Genomic DNA, 18600 nt, shown 5'->3' with positions numbered 1-18600 from the left:
GGCCCTGTGCCTGTAGAACCCCAGAGTGTCCATTCCAAGGAACCAGTCGCGCGGAAAGTGATCGGCCTCGCGGTCGCAGGAGCCGTCGGAGGCTTCCTCTTCGGCTTCGACTCGTCGGTGGTCAACGGTGCCGTCGACGCGATCCAGAGCGGATTCGCGCTTTCGCACGCGGTGACCGGCTTCGCCGTCGCCATCGCCCTCTTGGGGTGCGCGGGGGGCTCCTGGCTCGCGGGTGCCATCGCGGATCGCTTCGGCCGCATCCCTGCCATGAAGCTCGGCGCCCTCCTGTTCCTCGCGAGTGCCATTGGCACCGGCCTCTCCGCGGGCCTCTGGGATCTCATCGCGTGGCGGCTCGTGGGCGGCCTCGGAATCGGCCTCGCCTCGGTCATCGCTCCCGCGTACATCTCCGAAATCTCGCCCCGGCACCTCCGCGGGCGGCTCGCCTCGCTCCAGCAGCTCGCCATCACCACAGGAATCTTCGCGGCGCTGCTCAGCGACGCCCTGCTCGCCAACGGGGCCGGCGGCGCGGGCCACGCCCTGTGGTTCGGCGCCGAGGCATGGCGCTGGATGTTCGTCGCCGGGGCCGTGCCTGCTCTCGTGTACGGCTGGATCGCCTTCGTGCTCCCCGAGTCCCCACGCTTCCTCGTGCTCCGGGGCGACGAGCAGAAGGCGCGCGCGGTCTTCGAGGACATCGCGCCCGGAAGCGACGTCGAACGCGAGATCCGCGACATTCGGCAGGCGATCGAGGAGGACCGCCTGTCTGAGAGGCGCGGGGCGCTCCGCGGCTCCGCGTTCGGCCTCAAGCCCGTCCTGTGGGTGGGCATCGCGCTCTCGGTGTTCCAGCAGTTCGTCGGGATCAACGTGATCTTCTACTACTCGACGACGCTGTGGAAGTCCGTCGGCTTCCGCGAGGAGGACTCGCTCACCATCTCGGTGGTCACTTCTGTGACCAACATCCTCGTCACGCTCGTGGCGATCGCGCTCGTCGACAGGATCGGGCGGCGGCCGATCCTCCTGGCCGGCTCGGTGGGGATGGCGGTGTCCCTCGCGCTCATGGCCCTCGCCTTCTCGACGGCGGCGATCCGCGACGGCGAACCCACCCTGAGCGGTGCGTGGGGACCTGTAGCACTGGTCGCCGCCAACGTCTTCGTGGTGTGCTTCGGCGCCTCGTGGGGGCCGCTCGTGTGGGTGCTCCTCGGCGAGATCTTCCCGCCGGCGATCAGGGCCCGCGGCCTCGGCATCGCGGCCGCGGCGCAGTGGGTCGCGAACTTCCTTGTCACCGTCTCGTTCCCGCCCATGGCGGCGTGGTCGCTCCCACTCACGTACGGCCTCTACGCCGCGTTCGCTGCCCTCTCGTTCGTGTTCGTCCTCGCCAAGGTCCCGGAGACGAACGGCATGTCCCTCGAGCAGGCGGAGACGCTTTTCGTGCGGGCCTCGCGGGGATCCCGGGAAGAAAACCGGCCGTAGGATAGTTACGGAAAGCAACGAATTCAGTTCCTCCGTCTCTCTAGCTCCAGGGAGCCTCCCGTGTCTCAATCCGAACCCTCCGCCGCTCCAGCGGGAGCCATCACGCAGCGTCAGATCAGGGGCGTCATGGTCGGGCTCATGCTCGGCATGTTCCTTGCCTCCCTTGACCAGACGATCGTCTCGACCGCCATCTACACGGTCGCCAACGACCTCGACGGCTTGAGCCTTCAGGCCTGGGCCACCACTGCCTACCTCATCACCTCGACCGTGAGCACGCCGCTCTATGGCAAGCTCTCGGACATCTTCGGCCGCCGCCCCCTGTACATCGCGGCAATCGCGATCTTCCTCGCCGGCTCGATCTTCGCTGGCTCCGTCCACGCGATGAGCGAGCTCGCCGTGGCCCGCGGCATTCAGGGGCTCGGTGCCGGCGGCCTCATGGCGCTCGCGCTCGCCATCATCGGCGACATCGTGCCGCTCTCGGACCGCGCAAAGTACCAGGGCTATTTCATGTCGGTGTTCGGCGTCTCCTCGGTCCTCGGGCCCGTGGTGGGCGGTGCCTTCGCAGGCGCAGACCAGATCCTGTGGATCACGGGCTGGCGCTGGGTGTTCTACGTCAACGTGCCCGTGGCCATCGCGGCCCTGGTGACCGTGTTCCTCTTCCTTCACTTGCCGGCGCACCACACGCGCCAGCGGATCGACTACTTCGGCGCAGCAGCGATCACAGTCGGCCTCGTGCCGCTCCTCCTCGTCGCCGAGCAGGGCCGCGGCTGGGGCTGGGCGTCGGCGAACTCGATCGTCTGCTACGCCATCGGCGCCGTGGGCCTCGCGGCGTTCGTGGTCATCGAGAAGTTCGCCGGCGATTACGCACTCATCCCCCTGCGGCTCTTCAAGAGCGCCCAGTTCAGCCTCTCGGCGCTGCTGAACTTCATCATCGGCATCGGCATGTTCGGCGCCATCGCCATGCTGCCCATGTATCTGCAGCTGGTGAAGGGCCTCACGCCCACCCAGGCCGGGCTGCTCATGATCACCTTCACGGTGGGCATCATGTCCGCCTCGATCACCGCTGGCCGCACAATTTCGGCGACCGGAACCTTCAAGATCTTCCCGATGATCGGCACGCTCCTGCTCGCCGGCGCCGCGACGACCATGGGCTTCGTCCTCACGGTCGACACTCCGCTCTGGGTGCCGGCCGTCGTCGCGGTGTTCTTCGGCATGGGGCTCGGCTGCTGCATGCAGCCGCTCGTGCTCGCGATGCAGACCTCAGTCCCGCCGAAGGACATGGGGGTCGGGACCTCGACGGCCGCCTTCTTCCGCTCGATGGGCGGAGCGGTCGGCACTGCCGTCTTCATCTCGATGCTCTTCAGCCTCGCGGCGGACAAAATCAGCTCCGCCATGAAGGACGCCGTCAATCAGGCCGACTTCATCAAGACGATGCGGGATCCTGCCGTCGCCGCAGACCCCGTGAACAAGCCGCTCTTCGACCTGTTCAAGGGCGGCACGTCCGGCGGCCTCGGAACGGACAACCTCAACGACACGAGCTGGCTCTCGAAGGCCAACTCGATCCTCACCCACCCGATCAAGGACGGCTTCTCGCAGTCCGTCGACGCGGTGATGCTGACCGCGGCGGGCCTCATGGTCGTCGCGTTCCTCATCACGCTCGCGCTGCCGAACGTCAAGCTGCGCGACCCGAAGGCCGCGCTCAAGGAGCCGGCCGCGGCCTAGCACCCGGAGCACCCGGAGCACCCGGAGCACCCGGAAAACGTCAGCGCCCGGCGGCTTCCCAAGGGAAGTCGTCGGGCGCCGTGCGTTGCCGGTGAGGGAATCAGGCGATGCGCTGGTGGGTGTCGCCGAAGGGGACGCTCGCGTCGTGAGCGACCGTGTACTGCCCTGCTGCCTCTCGGGTGACGAGGATGCCGCAGCAGGGGTGCGCCACAGCGGTCTGCTGCAGCGTCTCGATGGCCGAGCCAAGTGCGGCGTCGAGCTCATGCGCATGGTCGACGACGATTCTCAGGCTCCGGTGGTTGTGCACACTGGGGGTCATGCGCACGCTCCTTCCGAATCAAATGTTGTTTTAGACCGTCCAGTCTAGGGTATATGGACGTGTTTCCATGCACTGCGCATCCTGCATGGTCAAACGGACTACGGAGTAGCGGTAATCTAGGACTCGCCCTGTTAGGGGCATCACATTTTTGCCAACTACGCGAAGGCACTAGCACTATGACTAAGCTCACCAGCCCGTCTGGGCAGAAACAGGGCGAGCCGCACCTCAGCCGAGGCCTCTCCAACCGGCATATCCAGCTCCTGGCGATCGGCGGCGCCATTGGCACGGGCCTCTTCATGGGCTCTGGCAAGACCATCTCCGTCGCCGGACCGTCGGTGATCTTCGTCTACATGATCATCGGCTTCATGCTGTTCTTCGTCATGCGGGCCATGGGCGAACTCCTGCTCAGCAATTTGGACTACAAGACCTTCAGCGACTTCGCCGGAGACCTCCTCGGGCCGTGGGCCGCCTTCTTCACCGGCTGGACGTACTGGTTCTGCTGGGTCGTCACCGGAGTCGCCGACGTCGTGGCGATCGCGGGCTATGCCCAGACCCTCTGGCCAGGCATTCCGCTGTGGATCCCCGGTCTCGCCACCATCCTCATCCTCCTCGCCCTCAACCTGCCGACCGTCAAGGCGTTCGGGGAGGTGGAGTTCTGGTTCGCGCTCATCAAGATCGTGGCCATCCTCACGCTCATCGTGACCGGCCTCATCATGATCTTCTCGGGCTTCAGCTCCTCCGCGGGCACCGCCTCATTCGCCAACCTGTGGCAGTTCGGCGGTTTCTTCCCCAAGGAGTTCATGGGCTTCGTGGCGGGCTTCCAGATCGCCGTGTTCGCCTTCGTGGGCATCGAACTCGTCGGCACCGCCGCCGCCGAGACCAAGAGCCCGGAGAAGAACCTGCCCAAGGCCATCAACGCCATCCCGGTCCGCGTGGGCCTGTTCTACGTCGGCGCGCTCATCATCCTCATGTCGGTCACGCCGTGGACCCAGTTCCAGGCGGGGCACTCGCCGTTCATCGGGATGTTCTCGCTCGCAGGCCTCGGCGCCGCCGCGACGATCGTCAACCTCGTGGTCCTCACGTCTGCGATGTCCAGCGCGAACTCCGGCATCTACTCGACATCCCGCATGGTGTTCGGCCTCGCCCAAGAGGGCGATGCGCCGTCGATCTTCGGCCGGCTGTCCTCGCGCAAAGTTCCCCAGAACGCACTGTTCCTCTCGTGCATCCTTCTGCTCTCCGGCGTCGTGCTCCTCTATGCAGGCAAGGACATCGGCACCGCGTTCGACATGGTGACCACGGTCTCCGCCGTGTGCTTCATGTTCGTGTGGTCGATCATCCTCGCCAGCTATCTGGTCTTCCGGAAGCGCCGCCCGGAGCTGCACGCCGCCTCGACCTACAAGATGCCCGGCGGACCGGCGATGGTCTGGGTGACGTACGCGTTCTTCGCGTTCCTCGTGTGGGCGCTCACGACGCAGACGGACACGCTCATCGCGCTCCTCGTGACGCCGATCTGGTTCGCAATCCTCTTCGCCGCATGGCTCGTGCTCCGGCGCTCGCCCCTGCACCAGGCGCGCATCGCGGCCCACGCCGATGCCGTCCGCGAGGAGGAGCGGGTCGCCTAGCTGCGCCCCCCCGTTGCGCCGTCAGCTCCGCAGGGTGTGCACCCTGCGGAGCTGACGGCGCAAGCTTTACGCTGGGGCGCATGAGCCGCTTCGCGCCCCGCACCACACCGAGCCTCGAGCCGGACGACGCCGCAACCCTTGCCCGCGCGCTCGATGCCGGGGACGTGACCGTCTTTGCCGACGGCACGGCCTACCGCCTCCCAGACACGGCCAGGGACGCCGTCCTGGATCTCCTGGCTAGGCTCGGCCGCGGCGAGTCGGTGACCGTCAGCAGCGCCGAGGATGTCCTCACGGTCGCGCAGGCCGCCGAGCTCGCGGGAATCAGCCATAGCTACGTCCGCAAGCTCACGGACCTCGGCGTGTGGCCGGTCGAATACCGGGGGACGCATCGGCGTATCCGGCGCGAGGACGTGCTCGCCTGGGTGGGGAAGCAGAAGACCAGCGGCTAGATCCGCGGGCGCGCGGCCCAGCGGCGCGCCTTGAGCGCAAGATGCAGCTCCTGGCGCACGCGGCCCGCAAGGGGATCCGCGCCGAGGAGCTTCCGCACCCGCGCGACGCGGTGGTACACGGTCGAGCGATGGATGTGCAAGCGGTCCGCGACGGTCTGCACGGCGCCGTCGTTGTCGTAGAGCTCCTCAAGCACGGGCAGGAGCTCGCCTGCGCGGTCCTCCTCGACGAGCAGGTCGGCGAACACGCTGGACGGTTCCATGCCGACCGATCCCATGAGCTGGTACACCCCCACCGAGCGGACGTCCACGAGCTCGCCGAGCGCCGGGTCGACGGCGGCCGCCTGGGCAGCGACCTTCGACTGTGCGTAGGCGTCCGGGAGGGCGCGCAGGGATGAGAACGGCTCGCTGATGCCCACGAGCACGCGCCCCGGCGGGCGCCCCGAGCGCTTGGCCAGCTCCCGCTCGTAGTGCGTGAGGACGGCCGCGTGGTTGGCGCGTCCGGTCGAGTGGGCGAAGAGGGCCACAGCATGGGTCTCGGCCCCGGCTGTAAACAGCGCCGGGTCGATCCCGGCAGTGGCGAGCATCGCAGCAGTGCTCGTGGCGACGACGGCGGCCTGAGGGTCGGCGGGGTCCGCGCCGTCGGGGTCGAGCAGCGTGACCATCTGCCAGGGCGCCCGTCCGTGGACTTCCCGCCACCCGGCGATCTCGGCCAGCGCTGGCTTGTCGCCGCACGCCGCGGACAGGAACGTCGTCTCGCGCTGCCGCCGGTGCGCGGAAGCGGCCGTATTCGAGTCCAGGAGGAGCCCCGCGATGAGCTCGATCTCGAGCCGCACGCCCGGCAGCGCGGCGAGGATCGCCGTGGCGCTTTCCTCCTCCGGCTCCTGCTGGACCCAGAGGTATCCGACGCGGAAGCCGCGGACCAGGAGCGGGACGCAGACCCGCCCGTACATCCCCAACTCGGCGTTGGGCGGCACGGCTACCGGGCGTACCGCCGTCGCGATCCCGTGCGAGAGCTGCCACGCGCTGACGTCGGCCGGGACCCGCTTGGAGAGCAGGAAATTCACCCGGACGGGATCGGCGTGGGCCTGGTTGGAAGAGTAGGCAACGAGGAGCCCGTCGAGGTCCTCGACGGACAGCCCCCGTCCCAGCTTCTGGGCGGCTTTCTCAACTAGGTCCTCGACCCCTTCTCGCATGCCTCCCAGCATAGGGCTTTCGTCCCCACAGCAGGCGACAATTGCCGCCCCAGTGTGCGACAAGAGTTCAACGAACGATGGCGAAAACCGCGGAATTCCGCGGAAGCCGCCCTTCGGCGGTGGTCCCCTCGCATGTTGTGCAGCTCACAGCGATCCTACGCTGGAAGCACGCAGGAACCCCGCGTCAACACCGCGAGAATGACGGAGACGAAAGTGATCATCGGAGTCCCCAAGGAAATCAAGAACAACGAGTTCCGCGTGGCCATCACGGCCGCCGGAGTGCACGAGTTCGTGGCACACGGGCACACCGTGCTCGTCGAGGGCGGGGCCGGACTTGGTTCGGGCATCGCCGACGACGAATACCGGGTCGCAGGCGCCGAGGTCGTCGCCGCCGCCGCAGATGTGTGGGCTCGGGCGGACATGGTCATGAAGGTGAAGGAGCCCATCGCGTCCGAGTACCGCTACTTCCGCAAGGGCCTCATTCTCTTCACGTACCTCCACCTCGCAGCCGAGGCAGAGCTCACGCGGGCCCTCATCGACTCGGGCGTCACAGCGATCGCCTACGAGACGGTCCAGGAGGGCCGCGCGCTGCCCCTGCTCGCCCCGATGTCGGAGGTGGCCGGCCGTCTGTCGGTGCAGGTCGGAGCACAGGCGCTCCTGACCCCCAACGGCGGCAAGGGCATCCTGCTCGGCGGCGTCCCGGGCGTCCGTCCGGCGAAGGTCGTCGTGCTCGGGGCGGGGGTCGCCGGGACCAATGCGGCCGTCGTCGCCATCGGCCTGGGCGCGGATGTGACCATCCTGGACATCAACATCGCCCGCCTCCAGGAGCTCGACGCGCTCTACGGGAGCCGGATCAAGACCGTGGCCTCCAACAAGTACGAGATCGAGAAGTCCCTCGTCGAGGCTGACCTCGTGATCGGCTCGGTCCTGGTCCCGGGTGCGAAGGCCCCCAAGCTCGTCACGAATGAGCTCGTCTCGCGGATGAAGCCCGGCTCGGTCCTCGTGGACATCGCCATCGACCAGGGCGGCTGCTTCGAGGACTCGCACCCGACCACGCACCAGGACCCCACCTTCCGGGTCCACAACTCGATCTTCTACTGCGTGGCCAACATGCCCGGCGCGGTCCCGAACACCTCGACGTACGCGCTGACGAACGTCACCCTCCGGTACGCCGCCCTGCTCGCCGATCTCGGCGTGGAGAAGGCCTTCGAGAAGAACCCTGCCCTCGCGGCGGGCCTCAACGTGGCGGCCGGACGGGTCACGAACCGTTCCGTCTCCGAGGCCCACGGCCTCCCGCTCGAGAGCGACTGGCACGGGCTCGTCTCGGCGTAGTCTCTACAGCGCAATCCATCCCCGAGGGGCGAGGGTCTACTGGTTCGTCCAGCCCTCGCCCTCGGCGTATCTGGCCACCAGCCGGCCGCTTCCAGCCTCAAGGCTGTCGGCGTCGTCGTCGAAGAGCTCCGCGCGGGTGGCCTTGCTGTGGGAGATGACCTCTTCGGCGGCCTCCTTGGCCTCGTCCAGGCTCGCGGCAAGAACAGCGCTGCGGGCCGGCAGCTCGCTCGTGTGCACGTGTTCCGCGGGCACCTCCGTGAGCGGGATCGTCGCGCCGGATTCCTGCTCGTTCACGGGCAGGTCCGCGTCGCCTCCCTCGGACGGAACGGTGTACTCGATGTAGTAGGTCATCGGCCCACCCTACGCTTGCGCCTATTCCCCCTGCGAGGACGGCTCCTCGTCCGGTCCGCCGGGCTGTCCGTCGTCGAGTCCTGCCCTGAGCCTGACGAGCAGCTTCCGGAGAAGCCGGGAAACCTGCATCTGGCTCACGCCGAGCTCCCCCGCGATCTGCTTCTGGCTCATCTCCCGCACGAACCGCAAGTGCAGCAGGCGACGCTCGCGGGCGGTGGCTCCGCGGAGCAGCGAGTCCAGCATCGCGCGCAGCTCAGCCTCAACGAAGCCGGGGTCGTCCATGCCAACCTCGGGGCCGCCGTCGTCCTCGTCTGTTCCGCCCAGCGGGTGTGGGACCAGCGCCGCCTCGGCGGCAGCTGCCTCCGCGACCTCGCTGGGCGTGAGCTCGAGGGCCTCCGCGAGCTCCTTGAGCGTCGGCTCGCGCCCCAGCGACTGCTCGAGGTCAGATCGTGCCCCGTTGACGCGCATGCGCAGCTCCTGCACCCCGCGCGGAGGCCGAACCACCCACGAGTTGTCGCGCAGATAATGCCGAATCTCCCCCAGAATCGTGGGTACGGCGAAGCTCACGAATTCGCCCTGGCCCTCCACATACCGCGCGGCGGCGCTCAGCAGACCGAGACGCGCCACCTGCGTCAGGTCGGCCACGTCGTGGCCACGCACCGCGTGCCGTCTTGCCAGGGAATCCGCGAGTCCCAGGTGCCGGATGACCAGCTCGGCGCGCGCGGCATCGCTCAAGCTTGGCACATCGGGGCACTCCGGGCCGCTGGCGGCTCGGTCGATCGGCATGGCGGTACAGCTCCGTGGGGAAGAAGGGCTGCCGCTGCTCGACTGCTGTCAGACTAGGCAAGCCTGCGGGGCCGGACAAAATCGTCTCAAAATCAGGCCATGGCCAGCCTCATGTTTGACCTCCCCGAGAGCGGGCAACGAAGGGGCACGGTGGAGTGCTCCAAGCACCTGACCGACGAGCCCAACGAAAGGAGCAGCATGGGAGCCGACGACAAGATCGAGAACAAGGCTGAAGAACTCAAGGGCAAGGTCAAGGAGGGGGCCGGAAAGGTCACCGACGATCACAGCCTCGAGGCTGAGGGTCACGCAGACCAAGCCAAGGCCGGGCTCAAGCAGGCCGGCGAGCACGTCAAGGATTCGTTCACGAAGAACGACGACGACCGCTAACCACAGATGGCAAAGCCGCCGCCTCATGCGAGGCGGCGGCTTTCCTTTTGCCCAGCCGACTGCCCGGCCAACCGTGGCCGGAACCGGAACAGGAGCCTAGGCTGGAAGCGGGGGAACGGAGCAATGACCCGGAAACAGAATCGAGGCGATACCGAGATGTCACGCATCAACGGCGACGAGGACCGCATCCACAGCGAAGCCCCCGCCGAAGGCGATGAGGAAGCGGACACGACCGAGATCCGCGTCCATTCGGAGGACCCAGCCGAGGGGATCGACGAGGAGTAGGGACTACGCCTTCGGCGCCGCGACCCGCGAGAGCTGGGCGAGCCCCTTCTCGAAGTCCTTGCCCACCATCTTGTCCATGTTCATGAAGCGCACGAACAGCGTGGAGAGCCCTCGCGTCTCACCGGCGAGGGACCACGTCACGCGGGTGCCTCCGGCTTGCGGCTCGAACGTGAAGCCGGTCGGGTTCACGGCCTTCCATGGCTTCAGGAATTCGAGGCGGATGCGGACGCTGCTCGGCTCGTTCGACTCGACGATCTCCATCCGCCCAGACCCGACCTTGCGGTTGCCCTGCCACGCATACTGCGCGCCCGGCCCGGACTCCGGGCCGGCATAGGTCTTCTCCATCGAGGGGTCAGTCCCCTCCCAGGGCGACCACTGGGTCCAGTTATGGAGGTTGTTCACATACGGGAAGATCTGCTCGGGCGGGGCAGGGATGAAGGCGCTGCGCGTGACGGTATAGGCAGACATAGGAGCATGGTATTCGGATCCGCCCAATAGGCCGAACAACAAAGGGTGCATATTCGGAAACTTCCAGCTAGGCTGTGTGAGTGACTTCACAGGACACCACGGTTGAACTGACCGCCGAAACGCAGACCGCCCTTGAGCGCGCCGAGGCCAGCCACCGCCACGAGGCGCTCTTCTCCGACCGCGCCCACAACATCAAGCAGTCGGCTGTCCGCGACGTCTTCGACATCTCCATCCGCCCGGGCCTCGTCTCTCTGGCCGGCGGCTCCCCCAGCCTCAGCAAGCTTCCTCTTGACCTCGTGGGCGACACCGCGAAGCGTGTCATCGAGGAGCACGGCATGACGGCGCTGCACTACGGCGGCGGCAAGGGTACCGAGGAGCTGCGCCAGCTCATCTGCGAGATCATGGCAGAGGAGGGCATCCTTGGAGCGTCGCCGGATGACGTCGTCGTCACCACCGGCTCCCAGTCCGCCCAGGACATCGCGGCGAAGGTCTTCTGCAACCCGGGCGATGTGGTGCTGGTCGAGGACCCCACCTACGTGGGAGCGCTCAATACCTTCGAGGCATACCAGGTCCAGGTAGAACCCGTCTTCATGGACGACGACGGGCTCATCCCCGAGGAGCTCGAGGCGCGCATCGCCGAACTCGAGGGCCAGGGCAAGCGCATCAAGCTCCTCTACACGATCCCGAGCTTCAACAACCCCTCGGGCATCACGCTCGCTGCGGAGCGGCGTCAGCGCATCGTCGACATCTGCCGCGACCACAACATCCTCATCCTCGAGGACAACCCCTACGGCATGCTGCGCTTCGACGGCCACCCCATCACGCCCCTGCGGGCCGACAACCCAGATGACGTCATCTACTGCGGCTCGTTCTCCAAGATCTTCTCCCCTGGAGTGCGCCTCGGCTGGGCGCTCGTGCCCCGTCACCTCTACCGGCGCTTCTACCTCGCTGCCGAGGCCGTAGTGCTCTGCCCGTCGACGCTCACGCAGCTGCTCGTCACCGAGTTCTTCCGCCAGTTCGACTGGCGCAGCTACCTCGCCGAATCCCGGGCGATCTACGCCGAGCGCTGCGCGGCAATGCTCCAGGCCCTCGGCGAGTACTTTCCCGCCGAGGCGCAATGGACGACGCCGGACGGCGGCTTCTTCGTGTGGGTCACCCTTCCCGAGGGGATCGACACGTATCCCCTCCTGTATCAGGCGATCGACGCCGGAGTCGTCTTCATCCCGGGTGCCGCGTTCACGCCCGGCAACGAGACGAGCAGCAAGCTCCGACTCGCCTTCAGTGGAGTCTCCCCGGAGCAGATCCACGAGGGCGTCCGGCGCCTCGCGCCGGTCATCGCCGCGGCCGTCGAGGCCAACGCCCAGCAGCCGGTGGCCTAGGCCTTCCGCTCGTATACCCACGGCAGCGACTCCATGTGCAGCCGATGCCTGGCCGGCCCCGTGGATGCCGGATTGCCGTACTGGGCATCGCCGGACCAGAGGACGGCCTCGACCCGCCCGTCGTCGGCCAGGAGCTGCAGGCTCGCGTAGAGCTCGGGTTCCCTCGACGCCGCTTCGGCGAGCACGAGGGCCGTCGTCTCCGAGCCGAGGAGACCGTGAAGGGTGACCCACGTGGGCGGGAAGAGGGTCATCTCGCCGCGCGCGTGGCGCTCGAGCGCGACGGCGGGCGCCACCCACGCGAACGCCACGTGCTCGCCATCATTGAGCCGGATCTCCGTGCCGGGATCCTTCGCGAGGAAGAACCACGTTCTGAGGCGCTTCTCCGCGCGCTGAGGCGGGACCCAGACGGAGAGATCCACGAGTGAGTCGGCCCAGAGGGCGAGGTTGGTCTCCTCGAGCGTTTCCCGGACTGCCGCCCGGCGGACGGCGAGCGGAGCGCGCTGGGGCTCCGCGGAGGCGTCGGGGAAGTCGTCCTCCGCAAGCGCGTCCTCCGGGTCCACCCGGCCGCCGGGGAAGGCCCACGCGCCGGCAAACGACCCATGCGCCGGCCGTTCAAGAAGGAGAACCTCGACGCCCGCCGCACCGTCGCGGAGGATGACCACCGTGGCTGCGTCCCCTTGGATCCGTGGCTCAGGCATGGACTCAGTATGGCCCGCCTCGACGCGCCGTACGCTAGAAGGCGTGCTTCTTTCCCGCCGCCAGTTCCTCCGTGCCAGCGCGGCGGTCGGTGTGCTCGCCCCCACCCTGTCCTCAGTCCTCACCTCCTGCGCGGCGCCCGAGGACGTCCCGAAGGTCCAATTCGGCGCGGCTCTGCCCATCCCGCCGCTCGCGGAATCGACGGTCCGGGACGGCACGCGCGTCTTCGCGCTGAACGCTCAGAGCGGCAAGCACGAATTCGTCCCCGGCAAGCCCGCGGATTCGATGGGCTACAACGGTTCCTATCTGGGCCCGACCCTGCGCGCCGCGCGCGGTGAAAAGGTCCGCGTCGACCTCCACAACCAGCTCGGCGACGCGACGACCGTCCACTTCCACGGCATGCGCCTCCCCGCGGCCGACGACGGCGGACCCCACCAGATGATCGACGCCGGCTCCTCCGCATCCCCGGCGTGGACGATCGACCAGCCTGCGGCAACGCTCTGGTACCACCCGCACCCGCACGGGAGCACCGAACGGCAGGTGTCCCTCGGCCTCACGGGCCTGTTCCTCATCGACGAGCCCGACGCCCCTCGGCTCCCCCACACCTACGGCGTCGACGACATCCCGGTCATCGTTCAGGACCGACGTCTGGACTCGAACGGACAGCTCACGTTCGACTCCTCGGGGAATTCCCTCGGGACTCTTGGCAACTCCATCGCCGCGAACGGGGTCCTCGGCGCGACCCTCAAGGTGAGCGCCGAGCGCGTCCGGCTGCGCTTGCTCAACGCAAGCGACGGGCGCTGGTTCAATTTCGGCTTGGCGGACAATCGCCTCTTCGAGGTCGTGGCGTCCGACGGCGGCCTGCTCGCCGCGCCTGCGCCCGTCACCCGGGTGCAGCTCTCCCCGGCGGAACGCGCGGAAATCGTCGTCAGTCTCAAGCCCGGCGAGCAGATCATGCTCCGTTCCTTCGCACCCGAGCTCGGCTCCGTGAACCCGCCCGACGCGTTCGGCGGGGGCAAGGACTTCGATGTCCTGCGGCTCGACGCATCGGCGAGCCTCACGCCGTCGCCCGCGCCTCCCTCGTCGCTCGCGACGGTCCCCGCGATCGATGTCCACGGGGCCCATATCCGGAGCTTCACGCTCAACGGCCGGAACATCAACAACCACACCATGGACATGAACCGGATCGACGAAGTCGTGGCCAAGGGTGCCACGGAGGTCTGGTACGTGGACAACACGAGCGCCTACCAGCACAACTTCCACGTGCACGGCGTGCAGTTCCAGCTGCTCGACGTCAATGGCGCCAAGCCGCCTGCGGCCCTGCGCGGCTGGAAGGACACGATCCCGGTGCTCCCGCGGGACCGCATGCGGATCGCGATGCAGATGCCTGCGTTCGCCGACGAGCAGCATCCCTACATGTACCACTGCCACATCCTCACGCATGAGGACCAGGGCATGATGGGCCAGTACTTGGTCACCGAAAGCGGCACTGGGCCATCCAGCCTCACGATGGAGGGCATGCAGCACTAGGATCCGTCACATGGAATTCGTGGTTCTCTACGACGTGCCCGACGGCGCCGACGTCTCCCGCCTCCGCGAGGTGTTCCCGCAGCACAAGGCCTACTACGAGGCGTTCCGCGCGGCAGGGGGCGGCCTCGTAGCCCTCGGGACCTTCGAAAATCCGAGCCTCAACGGCTCCATGGGCCTCTTCACCAACCGGGAGGACGCCGAGCGTTTCGCCGCAGACGACCCTTTCGTGACGGAGGGCCTCGCGACGCCCCGCATCCTCGGCTGGGACGCGGTCCGGTTCGATGAAGAATCCGAGGACGACACGTCGGATGAGGACGAGTAGCGCCCGTCGTTGACCGCTCGGATTCGGTGACCGCCCGGATCTGTGACTGCTCGGGGCGATGGGGTAAGGGCTCGGCATGGGCACGCTGCTGGCAGAGCATGTCTACGACGAAATCCTGAGCCGCCTCCGCAGGATGCGAGAGAGCGGCTCTCTGCGCCGTGCCGTGGAGGCAGAGGTCTGGGGACCGGCCGCGAGGAACCATCGTCCCGTCGGACCGCGCCTCGGTGACCCCTGCGCCGGCTGCGGGGCGCCTTGGCCGTGCCCCCTCATCCGAGACCTCCTCGTCTCGGGAATCCTCACGCGGGACCTCCCCTTCGAGGTGCCTCCGCGGATCCTCGAGAAGCAGCACGTCCCCCGCCGGGGACGACGACGGACCCTCAGGCGCGGCGTGCGCCCCTGACCAGCCGGAACACCGACCAGCTGATGGGCGCAAGCTCTGCGGCGAGCCGACCGCCGTCGAGCACTGCCCCTTCCAGGGAACGCGGCAGCACGGACGTGCTGTCCTGCTCGCTCGCGCGCCAGAGGGGATCGTCGCTTGTGAACGTGAGCGCCCCGGTGAGCTGGAGGCCGCCGAAGCCGCCGAGATCGACGTCGAGGTGGAGCGGGTCCGTCGTCGAGCGGTTGACGGCGAACACGGCGACCTCGCCGCTTGCAGGGTCGTGGGTTGCCGCCGCTGAGAGCGCGGGAATCTCGCCGTGCCTGGGCGAGGCGAACGACGGCGACACGACGGCGAGCCTGAGCACCGTGCCTCGCGCGTGGGCGGACGTGAGCGCGAACGGGTGGAAGATGGTCTGCTTCCAGGCCGCGCCGCCGGGGCAGGTCATGATCGGGGCGATGACGTTGACGAGCTGCGCTAGGCACGCCGCGTGGACGCGATCGGTGTGGTTCAGGAGCGTGATGAGGAGATCCCCGACGACGACTGCGTCAGCGACTGTGTAGAGGTCCTCGAGGAGCTCGGGGGCCTCCGGCCAGTCGTCGCCGGACGGCAGCGGCGTCCGCGGACTGTTCATGTGCCAGACGTTCCACTCGTCGAAGGAGATGTTCACGACCTTCGACGACTTCCGGACGCTCTTCACATGGTCGACGTGTGCCACGATGTCCCGGATGAACCGATCCATGACAAGGCCCGCCGCGAGGTGGTCTTCGAGGACCCCTGCGTTCTCGAAATAGTGGTGGGCAGACACAAAGTCGACCACCTCATACGCCTCGGAGAGCACCTCGCGCTCCCACTCCCCGAAGGTGGCCATGGCAGAGTTGGAGCTGCCGCACGCGACGAGCCTCAGGCCGTCGTCGGCCATCCGCATGGCGCGAGCGGTAGTCGCGGCCAGCCGCGCGTATTCGGCGGCGGGCTTGTGGCCGATCTGCCACTCGCCGTCCATCTCGTTCCCAAGGCACCAGAAGCGGACCCCGTGCGGCGCGTCAATGCCGTTCTTCCGCCTCAGGTCCGAGAGCGCGGTGCCTCCCGGATGGTTGCAGTATTCGAGGATGTCCAGAGCCTCCTGGACGCCCCGGGTGCCGAGGTTGACGGCGAGCATCGGCTCGACGCCCGCCTTGGCACACCAGTCCATGAAGTCATCGAGACCCACCTGATTCGTCTCGGTGGAATGCCACGCGAGGTCCAAGCGTGTCGGGCGGTCCTGCTTCGGCCCGATCCCGTCCTCCCAGCGGTAGCCCGAGACGAAGTTCCCGCCTGGATAGCGGACCAGGCCCACGCCGAGCTCGCGCACGAGGTCAAGCACGTCGCGCCTCCAGCCGGAGTCGTCCGCAGTGGGGTGCCCGGGCTCATAGATGCCGGTGTAGACGCAGCGGCCCAGATGCTCCACGAAGGCCCCGAAAGTCTCCCGGCGCACCGGGCCCACGACGAACGCCGGGTTACCTGTGACCCGCGCACGCCCGGCCGCCACTTACGCGCCGCTCAGGTGCGGTGCGAAGACCCGGTCCACGTTCGTCCGGACCAGCACCGCGCCGACCTGGTCGCTGACCTTGCCGAGCCGGAGGTCTCCCCCAGCCTCGCGCGCCGCCTTGAGGCAGCCCACCATCGCGCCGAGACCGGAGGAATCCATGAACTCGGTCTCGCGCATGTTGAGCACGAGCAGCCGGTGTCCCTGCCTGATCGCGTCCGACACAGCGCTCGTCAGATGCCCCACGCCGGACATCGTCAGCCGACCCCTCACAATGACCTCGGCGAAGCCCTCGCGCTCCTCCACGGAGACCGCAATCATGACCGTTCCTCCCCGAGCAGCCACTGAGTAGGTGCTCAGACTACTGGTGGACGGCGACGATCCGCCACCGTTCCCCGCCCTCCGCGTAGCATGGCCAACTACGCCCCCTATCGGAAAGGGCCGTCCATGTCTCGGATAGTCGTCATCGGCGCCACTGGTCACATCGGTTCCTATCTGGTCCCCCGGCTTGTCCGCGCTGGCCACCAGGTGGTTGCCGTGAGCCGAGGGCATCGCGAGCCGTACCACCAGGCGGCCGAATGGGCCTCCGTCGAACGTGTGGCGGCCGACCGGTCAGAGGAAGAGGCGAACGGCAGCTTCGGTCAGCGCATCGCCTCGCTGGAGGCGGATGCGGTGATCGACCTCGTGTGCTTCACCCCGGAGTCCGCCCAGCACCTCGTCGAGGCCCTCCGGCCGCAGCGGCCGCTGCTCGTGCACTGCGGGACCATCTGGGTGCACGGGCCGGCCAAGCGCGTGCCTCTCACCGAGGACGAACCGCGCACCCCCTATGGCGACTATGGGACAGGCAAGGCGGCGATCGAACGCCTGCTCCACCGTGAGACCAGGACGGGCGGCGTACCGTCCGTGGTCCTGCATCCGGGCCACATCACCGGGCCCGGCTGGCACGTCATCACTCCGGCGGGCAACCTCGACCCCCGCGTGTGGCGCGCCCTCGCGCTCGGCGAGCCGCTCGCCCTCCCCGACCGCGGCCTCGGCGTGCTCCACCACGTCCACGCGGACGACGTCGCGCGGGCCTTCGAACTCGCCCTCAGCCGCCCTGCCGCCATCGGCTCGAGCTTCCACGTCGTCTCCGAGCAGGCGATGACCTTGCGGGGGCTCGCCGACGGGGTGGCCGGGTGGTTCGGCCGCGAGCCGCGGCTCGACTTCGTGGACGACGCGGAGCTCGAGCGCCGCTACGGCACCGACCACGCGGCCACGACCCGCGCGCACGTCGAGCGCAGCATCGCGGCGAGCATCGCCCGGGCCCGCGACGTGCTCGGCTATTCCCCGCGGTACTCGTCGCTCGAGGCGCTCAAGGAAGCACTGCGCTGGCTCGTCGAGCACGGTCAGGCCGAGGTGGACGGGCAGGACTTCTAGGACTCAGTACCCCTTGGGCTCGGTGCTCGTGGAGTCAGTACCCCGCGCGGGCGTCCACGAGCCCCTCGAGCGGCAGGCCCATGGAGAGGTGCCGCACGTTGATCTCCACGCGTTCGCCGAGGAGCGGGCGGATCATCTCGAGGGTGTCTGCCGTGTGCGGCGTGATGAGGGCGCGCGGCTCGTCCCACAGCGGATGGCCGTCGGGCAGCGGCTCTGGGTCGGTCACGTCGAGGCCAGCGCCGAGGATGCGGCCCTCGGCAAGGGCAGCCACAAGGGCGTCGGTGTCCACGAGGCCCCCGCGGGCGATGTTGACGAGCACTGAACCTGGCTTCATCACCGCGAGCTCGGCCTCGCCGATGAGCTTCGACGTTCCGGGCGTGAGCGCGGCGGCGACCACGACGACGTCGGCCTCGGGGAGCAGCTCGGCGAGATGGTCCGCCGTCGTCGTCCGCCGCGCGCCGGGGACGGGCGTCTCGGTGCGCCGCACGATGTCCACCTCCATATCGAACGCCGCGAAGAGCCGGAGGAGCTCAAGGCCGATTCCGCCCGCGCCGATGACCACTGCTGTCAGGCCGTGGAGTGAGGTCCCCGCCGCCTCGCCCCAGCTCCGCGCCACGACCCGCTCCGGGAGGTGGCGATACAGCGCGAGGGTGAGCGCAAGCGCGTGCTCTGCGACGGGCTTCGCGTAGGCACCCTTTGCGCTCGTCCAGATCTTGTCCGGGTGCGCGGCGAGGGCATTCGCGTACGACTCGATCCCCGCCGAAGGGAGCTGCACCCAGCGGATCGACGGCGTCGAATCGAGGATGGCGTGAAGCACGTGCTTGTCGTTGCCGTGGTCCAGCACGAGGCCCTCCGGCTGGCCGTCAAGTCCGACGACGGCGCCACCACCCGCCGCGATGGCGTCGGTGAGGAACGGGAGGACGTCGCCGTGGATCGCAATCCGGGGTGTGGTGGTCATGGTGCCCAGCCTAACCA

21 protein-coding genes are annotated in these 18600 nt (G+C 68.2%); 12 read left to right on the top strand and 9 right to left on the bottom strand.

Annotated features, from left to right (window positions below; all coding sequences use genetic code 11):
• Window positions 1-6: 6 nt before the first annotated feature.
• Both E5679_RS11535 and E5679_RS11530 read left to right on the top strand, forming a co-directional pair.
• The gene (locus E5679_RS11535) at window positions 7-1467 is read left to right on the top strand and encodes a sugar porter family MFS transporter (RefSeq protein ID WP_249336085.1); all 1461 of its coding nucleotides are present in this window, start codon (window positions 7-9) and stop codon (window positions 1465-1467) included.
• A gap of 126 nt (window positions 1468-1593) precedes the next feature.
• Window positions 1594-3189 (top strand): MDR family MFS transporter, encoded by a 1596-nt coding sequence (locus E5679_RS11530; RefSeq protein ID WP_138416054.1) that lies wholly within the window; start codon window positions 1594-1596, stop codon window positions 3187-3189.
• Window positions 3190-3289: 100 nt separating this feature from the next.
• Here E5679_RS11530 and E5679_RS11525 read toward each other — a convergent pair whose 3' ends face one another.
• Window positions 3290-3508 (bottom strand): hypothetical protein, encoded by a 219-nt coding sequence (locus E5679_RS11525; protein WP_138415928.1) that lies wholly within the window; start codon window positions 3506-3508, stop codon window positions 3290-3292.
• Window positions 3509-3684: 176 nt separating this feature from the next.
• Here E5679_RS11525 and E5679_RS11520 point away from each other — a divergent pair, with 176 nt between their 5' ends.
• Together E5679_RS11520 and E5679_RS11515 are read left to right on the top strand one after the other, a co-directional pair.
• Window positions 3685-5130 carry an amino acid permease gene (locus E5679_RS11520; protein ID WP_138415926.1) on the top strand — a complete coding sequence of 482 codons (1446 nt, stop codon included), beginning with the start codon at window positions 3685-3687 and terminating at the stop codon, window positions 5128-5130.
• A gap of 80 nt (window positions 5131-5210) precedes the next feature.
• A complete protein-coding gene (locus E5679_RS11515) occupies window positions 5211-5579 on the top strand; it encodes an excisionase family DNA-binding protein (protein WP_138415924.1) in 369 nt (122 codons plus the stop codon).
• Here E5679_RS11515 and E5679_RS11510 read toward each other — a convergent pair.
• On the bottom strand, window positions 5576-6772 hold the full coding sequence (locus E5679_RS11510; protein WP_138415921.1) for a PucR family transcriptional regulator: 1197 nt from the start codon (window positions 6770-6772) through the stop codon (window positions 5576-5578). The genes E5679_RS11515 and E5679_RS11510 overlap by 4 nt on opposite strands.
• A gap of 213 nt (window positions 6773-6985) precedes the next feature.
• Here E5679_RS11510 and ald point away from each other — a divergent pair, with 213 nt between their 5' ends.
• Entirely contained in the window at window positions 6986-8104 is a 1119-nt protein-coding gene (gene ald / locus E5679_RS11505; RefSeq protein ID WP_138416052.1) for an alanine dehydrogenase, read from the top strand.
• Between the two features lie 36 nt (window positions 8105-8140).
• Here ald and E5679_RS11500 read toward each other — a convergent pair whose 3' ends face one another.
• Window positions 8141-8455, bottom strand: coding sequence for a hypothetical protein (locus E5679_RS11500; RefSeq protein WP_138415919.1), 315 nt, complete (start codon window positions 8453-8455; stop codon window positions 8141-8143).
• 21 nt (window positions 8456-8476) lie between these two features.
• Window positions 8477-9190: a sigma-70 family RNA polymerase sigma factor gene (locus tag E5679_RS11495; protein ID WP_171042347.1), complete on the bottom strand. Its 714-nt coding sequence runs from the start codon at window positions 9188-9190 to the stop codon at window positions 8477-8479.
• 150 nt (window positions 9191-9340) lie between these two features.
• Between E5679_RS11495 and E5679_RS11490 the strand changes: the two genes are divergently transcribed.
• Both E5679_RS11490 and E5679_RS20855 read left to right on the top strand, forming a co-directional pair.
• Window positions 9341-9628 carry a CsbD family protein gene (locus E5679_RS11490; protein WP_420821070.1) on the top strand — a complete coding sequence of 96 codons (288 nt, stop codon included), beginning with the start codon at window positions 9341-9343 and terminating at the stop codon, window positions 9626-9628.
• Between the two features lie 123 nt (window positions 9629-9751).
• On the top strand, window positions 9752-9913 hold the full coding sequence (locus tag E5679_RS20855) for a hypothetical protein (protein ID WP_171042334.1): 162 nt from the start codon (window positions 9752-9754) through the stop codon (window positions 9911-9913).
• Window positions 9914-9916: 3 nt separating this feature from the next.
• Here the strand turns inward: E5679_RS20855 and E5679_RS11485 are convergent, their stop codons facing one another.
• Window positions 9917-10381, bottom strand: coding sequence for an SRPBCC family protein (locus E5679_RS11485; RefSeq protein ID WP_138415915.1), 465 nt, complete (start codon window positions 10379-10381; stop codon window positions 9917-9919).
• Window positions 10382-10461: 80 nt separating this feature from the next.
• Here E5679_RS11485 and E5679_RS11480 point away from each other — a divergent pair, with 80 nt between their 5' ends.
• Window positions 10462-11760 (top strand): aminotransferase-like domain-containing protein, encoded by a 1299-nt coding sequence (locus tag E5679_RS11480; protein ID WP_249336084.1) that lies wholly within the window; start codon window positions 10462-10464, stop codon window positions 11758-11760.
• Here E5679_RS11480 and E5679_RS11475 read toward each other — a convergent pair.
• On the bottom strand, window positions 11757-12458 hold the full coding sequence (locus E5679_RS11475; protein WP_138415913.1) for an NUDIX hydrolase: 702 nt from the start codon (window positions 12456-12458) through the stop codon (window positions 11757-11759). The two genes, E5679_RS11480 and E5679_RS11475, sit on opposite strands and share 4 nt — an antisense overlap.
• A gap of 43 nt (window positions 12459-12501) precedes the next feature.
• Between E5679_RS11475 and E5679_RS11470 the strand changes: the two genes are divergently transcribed.
• From E5679_RS11470 to E5679_RS11460, 3 genes are all read left to right on the top strand, one after another.
• A complete protein-coding gene (locus tag E5679_RS11470; protein WP_249336083.1) occupies window positions 12502-13986 on the top strand; it encodes a multicopper oxidase family protein in 1485 nt (494 codons plus the stop codon).
• Window positions 13987-13996: 10 nt separating this feature from the next.
• On the top strand, window positions 13997-14308 hold the full coding sequence (locus E5679_RS11465) for a YciI family protein (RefSeq protein WP_138415908.1): 312 nt from the start codon (window positions 13997-13999) through the stop codon (window positions 14306-14308).
• A gap of 76 nt (window positions 14309-14384) precedes the next feature.
• Complete coding sequence (locus tag E5679_RS11460; RefSeq protein WP_138415906.1) at window positions 14385-14708, top strand: hypothetical protein; 324 nt, start codon at window positions 14385-14387, stop codon at window positions 14706-14708.
• Here the strand turns inward: E5679_RS11460 and arfA are convergent.
• Both arfA and E5679_RS11450 read right to left on the bottom strand, forming a co-directional pair.
• On the bottom strand, window positions 14686-16212 hold the full coding sequence (gene arfA, locus E5679_RS11455) for an arabinosylfuranosidase ArfA (RefSeq protein WP_138415904.1): 1527 nt from the start codon (window positions 16210-16212) through the stop codon (window positions 14686-14688). The genes E5679_RS11460 and arfA overlap by 23 nt on opposite strands.
• Complete coding sequence (locus tag E5679_RS11450; RefSeq protein ID WP_249336082.1) at window positions 16213-16530, bottom strand: STAS domain-containing protein; 318 nt, start codon at window positions 16528-16530, stop codon at window positions 16213-16215. It abuts the gene before it with no gap.
• 126 nt (window positions 16531-16656) lie between these two features.
• Between E5679_RS11450 and E5679_RS11445 the strand changes: the two genes are divergently transcribed.
• Entirely contained in the window at window positions 16657-17625 is a 969-nt protein-coding gene (locus E5679_RS11445; protein WP_138415902.1) for an NAD-dependent epimerase/dehydratase family protein, read from the top strand.
• Between the two features lie 34 nt (window positions 17626-17659).
• On the opposite strand, the gene E5679_RS11440 is transcribed toward E5679_RS11445, so the two are convergent.
• Window positions 17660-18583 (bottom strand): D-isomer specific 2-hydroxyacid dehydrogenase family protein, encoded by a 924-nt coding sequence (locus E5679_RS11440; RefSeq protein WP_138415900.1) that lies wholly within the window; start codon window positions 18581-18583, stop codon window positions 17660-17662.
• Window positions 18584-18600: the final 17 nt, after the last annotated feature.

Source organism: Sinomonas gamaensis, from assembly GCF_005876955.1.
In the GTDB taxonomy this organism is placed as follows: domain Bacteria; phylum Actinomycetota; class Actinomycetes; order Actinomycetales; family Micrococcaceae; genus Sinomonas; species Sinomonas gamaensis.
The sequence above is the reverse complement of the archived record's forward strand: the minus strand, read 5'-3'. Positions and strand labels throughout refer to the sequence as shown.

Excerpts from the sequence above, each read along its gene's own strand:
- E5679_RS11530 (WP_138416054.1), top strand. The coding sequence starts at position 1,594 with ATGGTCGGGCTCATGCTCGGCATGTTCCTTGCCTCCCTTGACCAGACG.
- E5679_RS11525 (WP_138415928.1), bottom strand. The coding sequence starts at position 3,508 with ATGACCCCCAGTGTGCACAACCACCGGAGCCTGAGAATCGTCGTCGAC.
- E5679_RS11520 (WP_138415926.1), top strand. The coding sequence starts at position 3,685 with ATGACTAAGCTCACCAGCCCGTCTGGGCAGAAACAGGGCGAGCCGCAC.
- E5679_RS11515 (WP_138415924.1), top strand. The coding sequence starts at position 5,211 with ATGAGCCGCTTCGCGCCCCGCACCACACCGAGCCTCGAGCCGGACGAC.
- E5679_RS11510 (WP_138415921.1), bottom strand. The coding sequence starts at position 6,772 with ATGCGAGAAGGGGTCGAGGACCTAGTTGAGAAAGCCGCCCAGAAGCTG.
- E5679_RS11500 (WP_138415919.1), bottom strand. The coding sequence starts at position 8,455 with ATGACCTACTACATCGAGTACACCGTTCCGTCCGAGGGAGGCGACGCG.
- E5679_RS11490 (WP_420821070.1), top strand. The coding sequence starts at position 9,341 with ATGGCCAGCCTCATGTTTGACCTCCCCGAGAGCGGGCAACGAAGGGGC.
- E5679_RS20855 (WP_171042334.1), top strand. The coding sequence starts at position 9,752 with ATGACCCGGAAACAGAATCGAGGCGATACCGAGATGTCACGCATCAAC.
- E5679_RS11485 (WP_138415915.1), bottom strand. The coding sequence starts at position 10,381 with ATGTCTGCCTATACCGTCACGCGCAGCGCCTTCATCCCTGCCCCGCCC.
- E5679_RS11475 (WP_138415913.1), bottom strand. The coding sequence starts at position 12,458 with ATGCCTGAGCCACGGATCCAAGGGGACGCAGCCACGGTGGTCATCCTC.
- E5679_RS11465 (WP_138415908.1), top strand. The coding sequence starts at position 13,997 with ATGGAATTCGTGGTTCTCTACGACGTGCCCGACGGCGCCGACGTCTCC.
- E5679_RS11460 (WP_138415906.1), top strand. The coding sequence starts at position 14,385 with ATGGGCACGCTGCTGGCAGAGCATGTCTACGACGAAATCCTGAGCCGC.
- E5679_RS11450 (WP_249336082.1), bottom strand. The coding sequence starts at position 16,530 with ATGATTGCGGTCTCCGTGGAGGAGCGCGAGGGCTTCGCCGAGGTCATT.
- E5679_RS11445 (WP_138415902.1), top strand. The coding sequence starts at position 16,657 with ATGTCTCGGATAGTCGTCATCGGCGCCACTGGTCACATCGGTTCCTAT.
- E5679_RS11440 (WP_138415900.1), bottom strand. The coding sequence starts at position 18,583 with ATGACCACCACACCCCGGATTGCGATCCACGGCGACGTCCTCCCGTTC.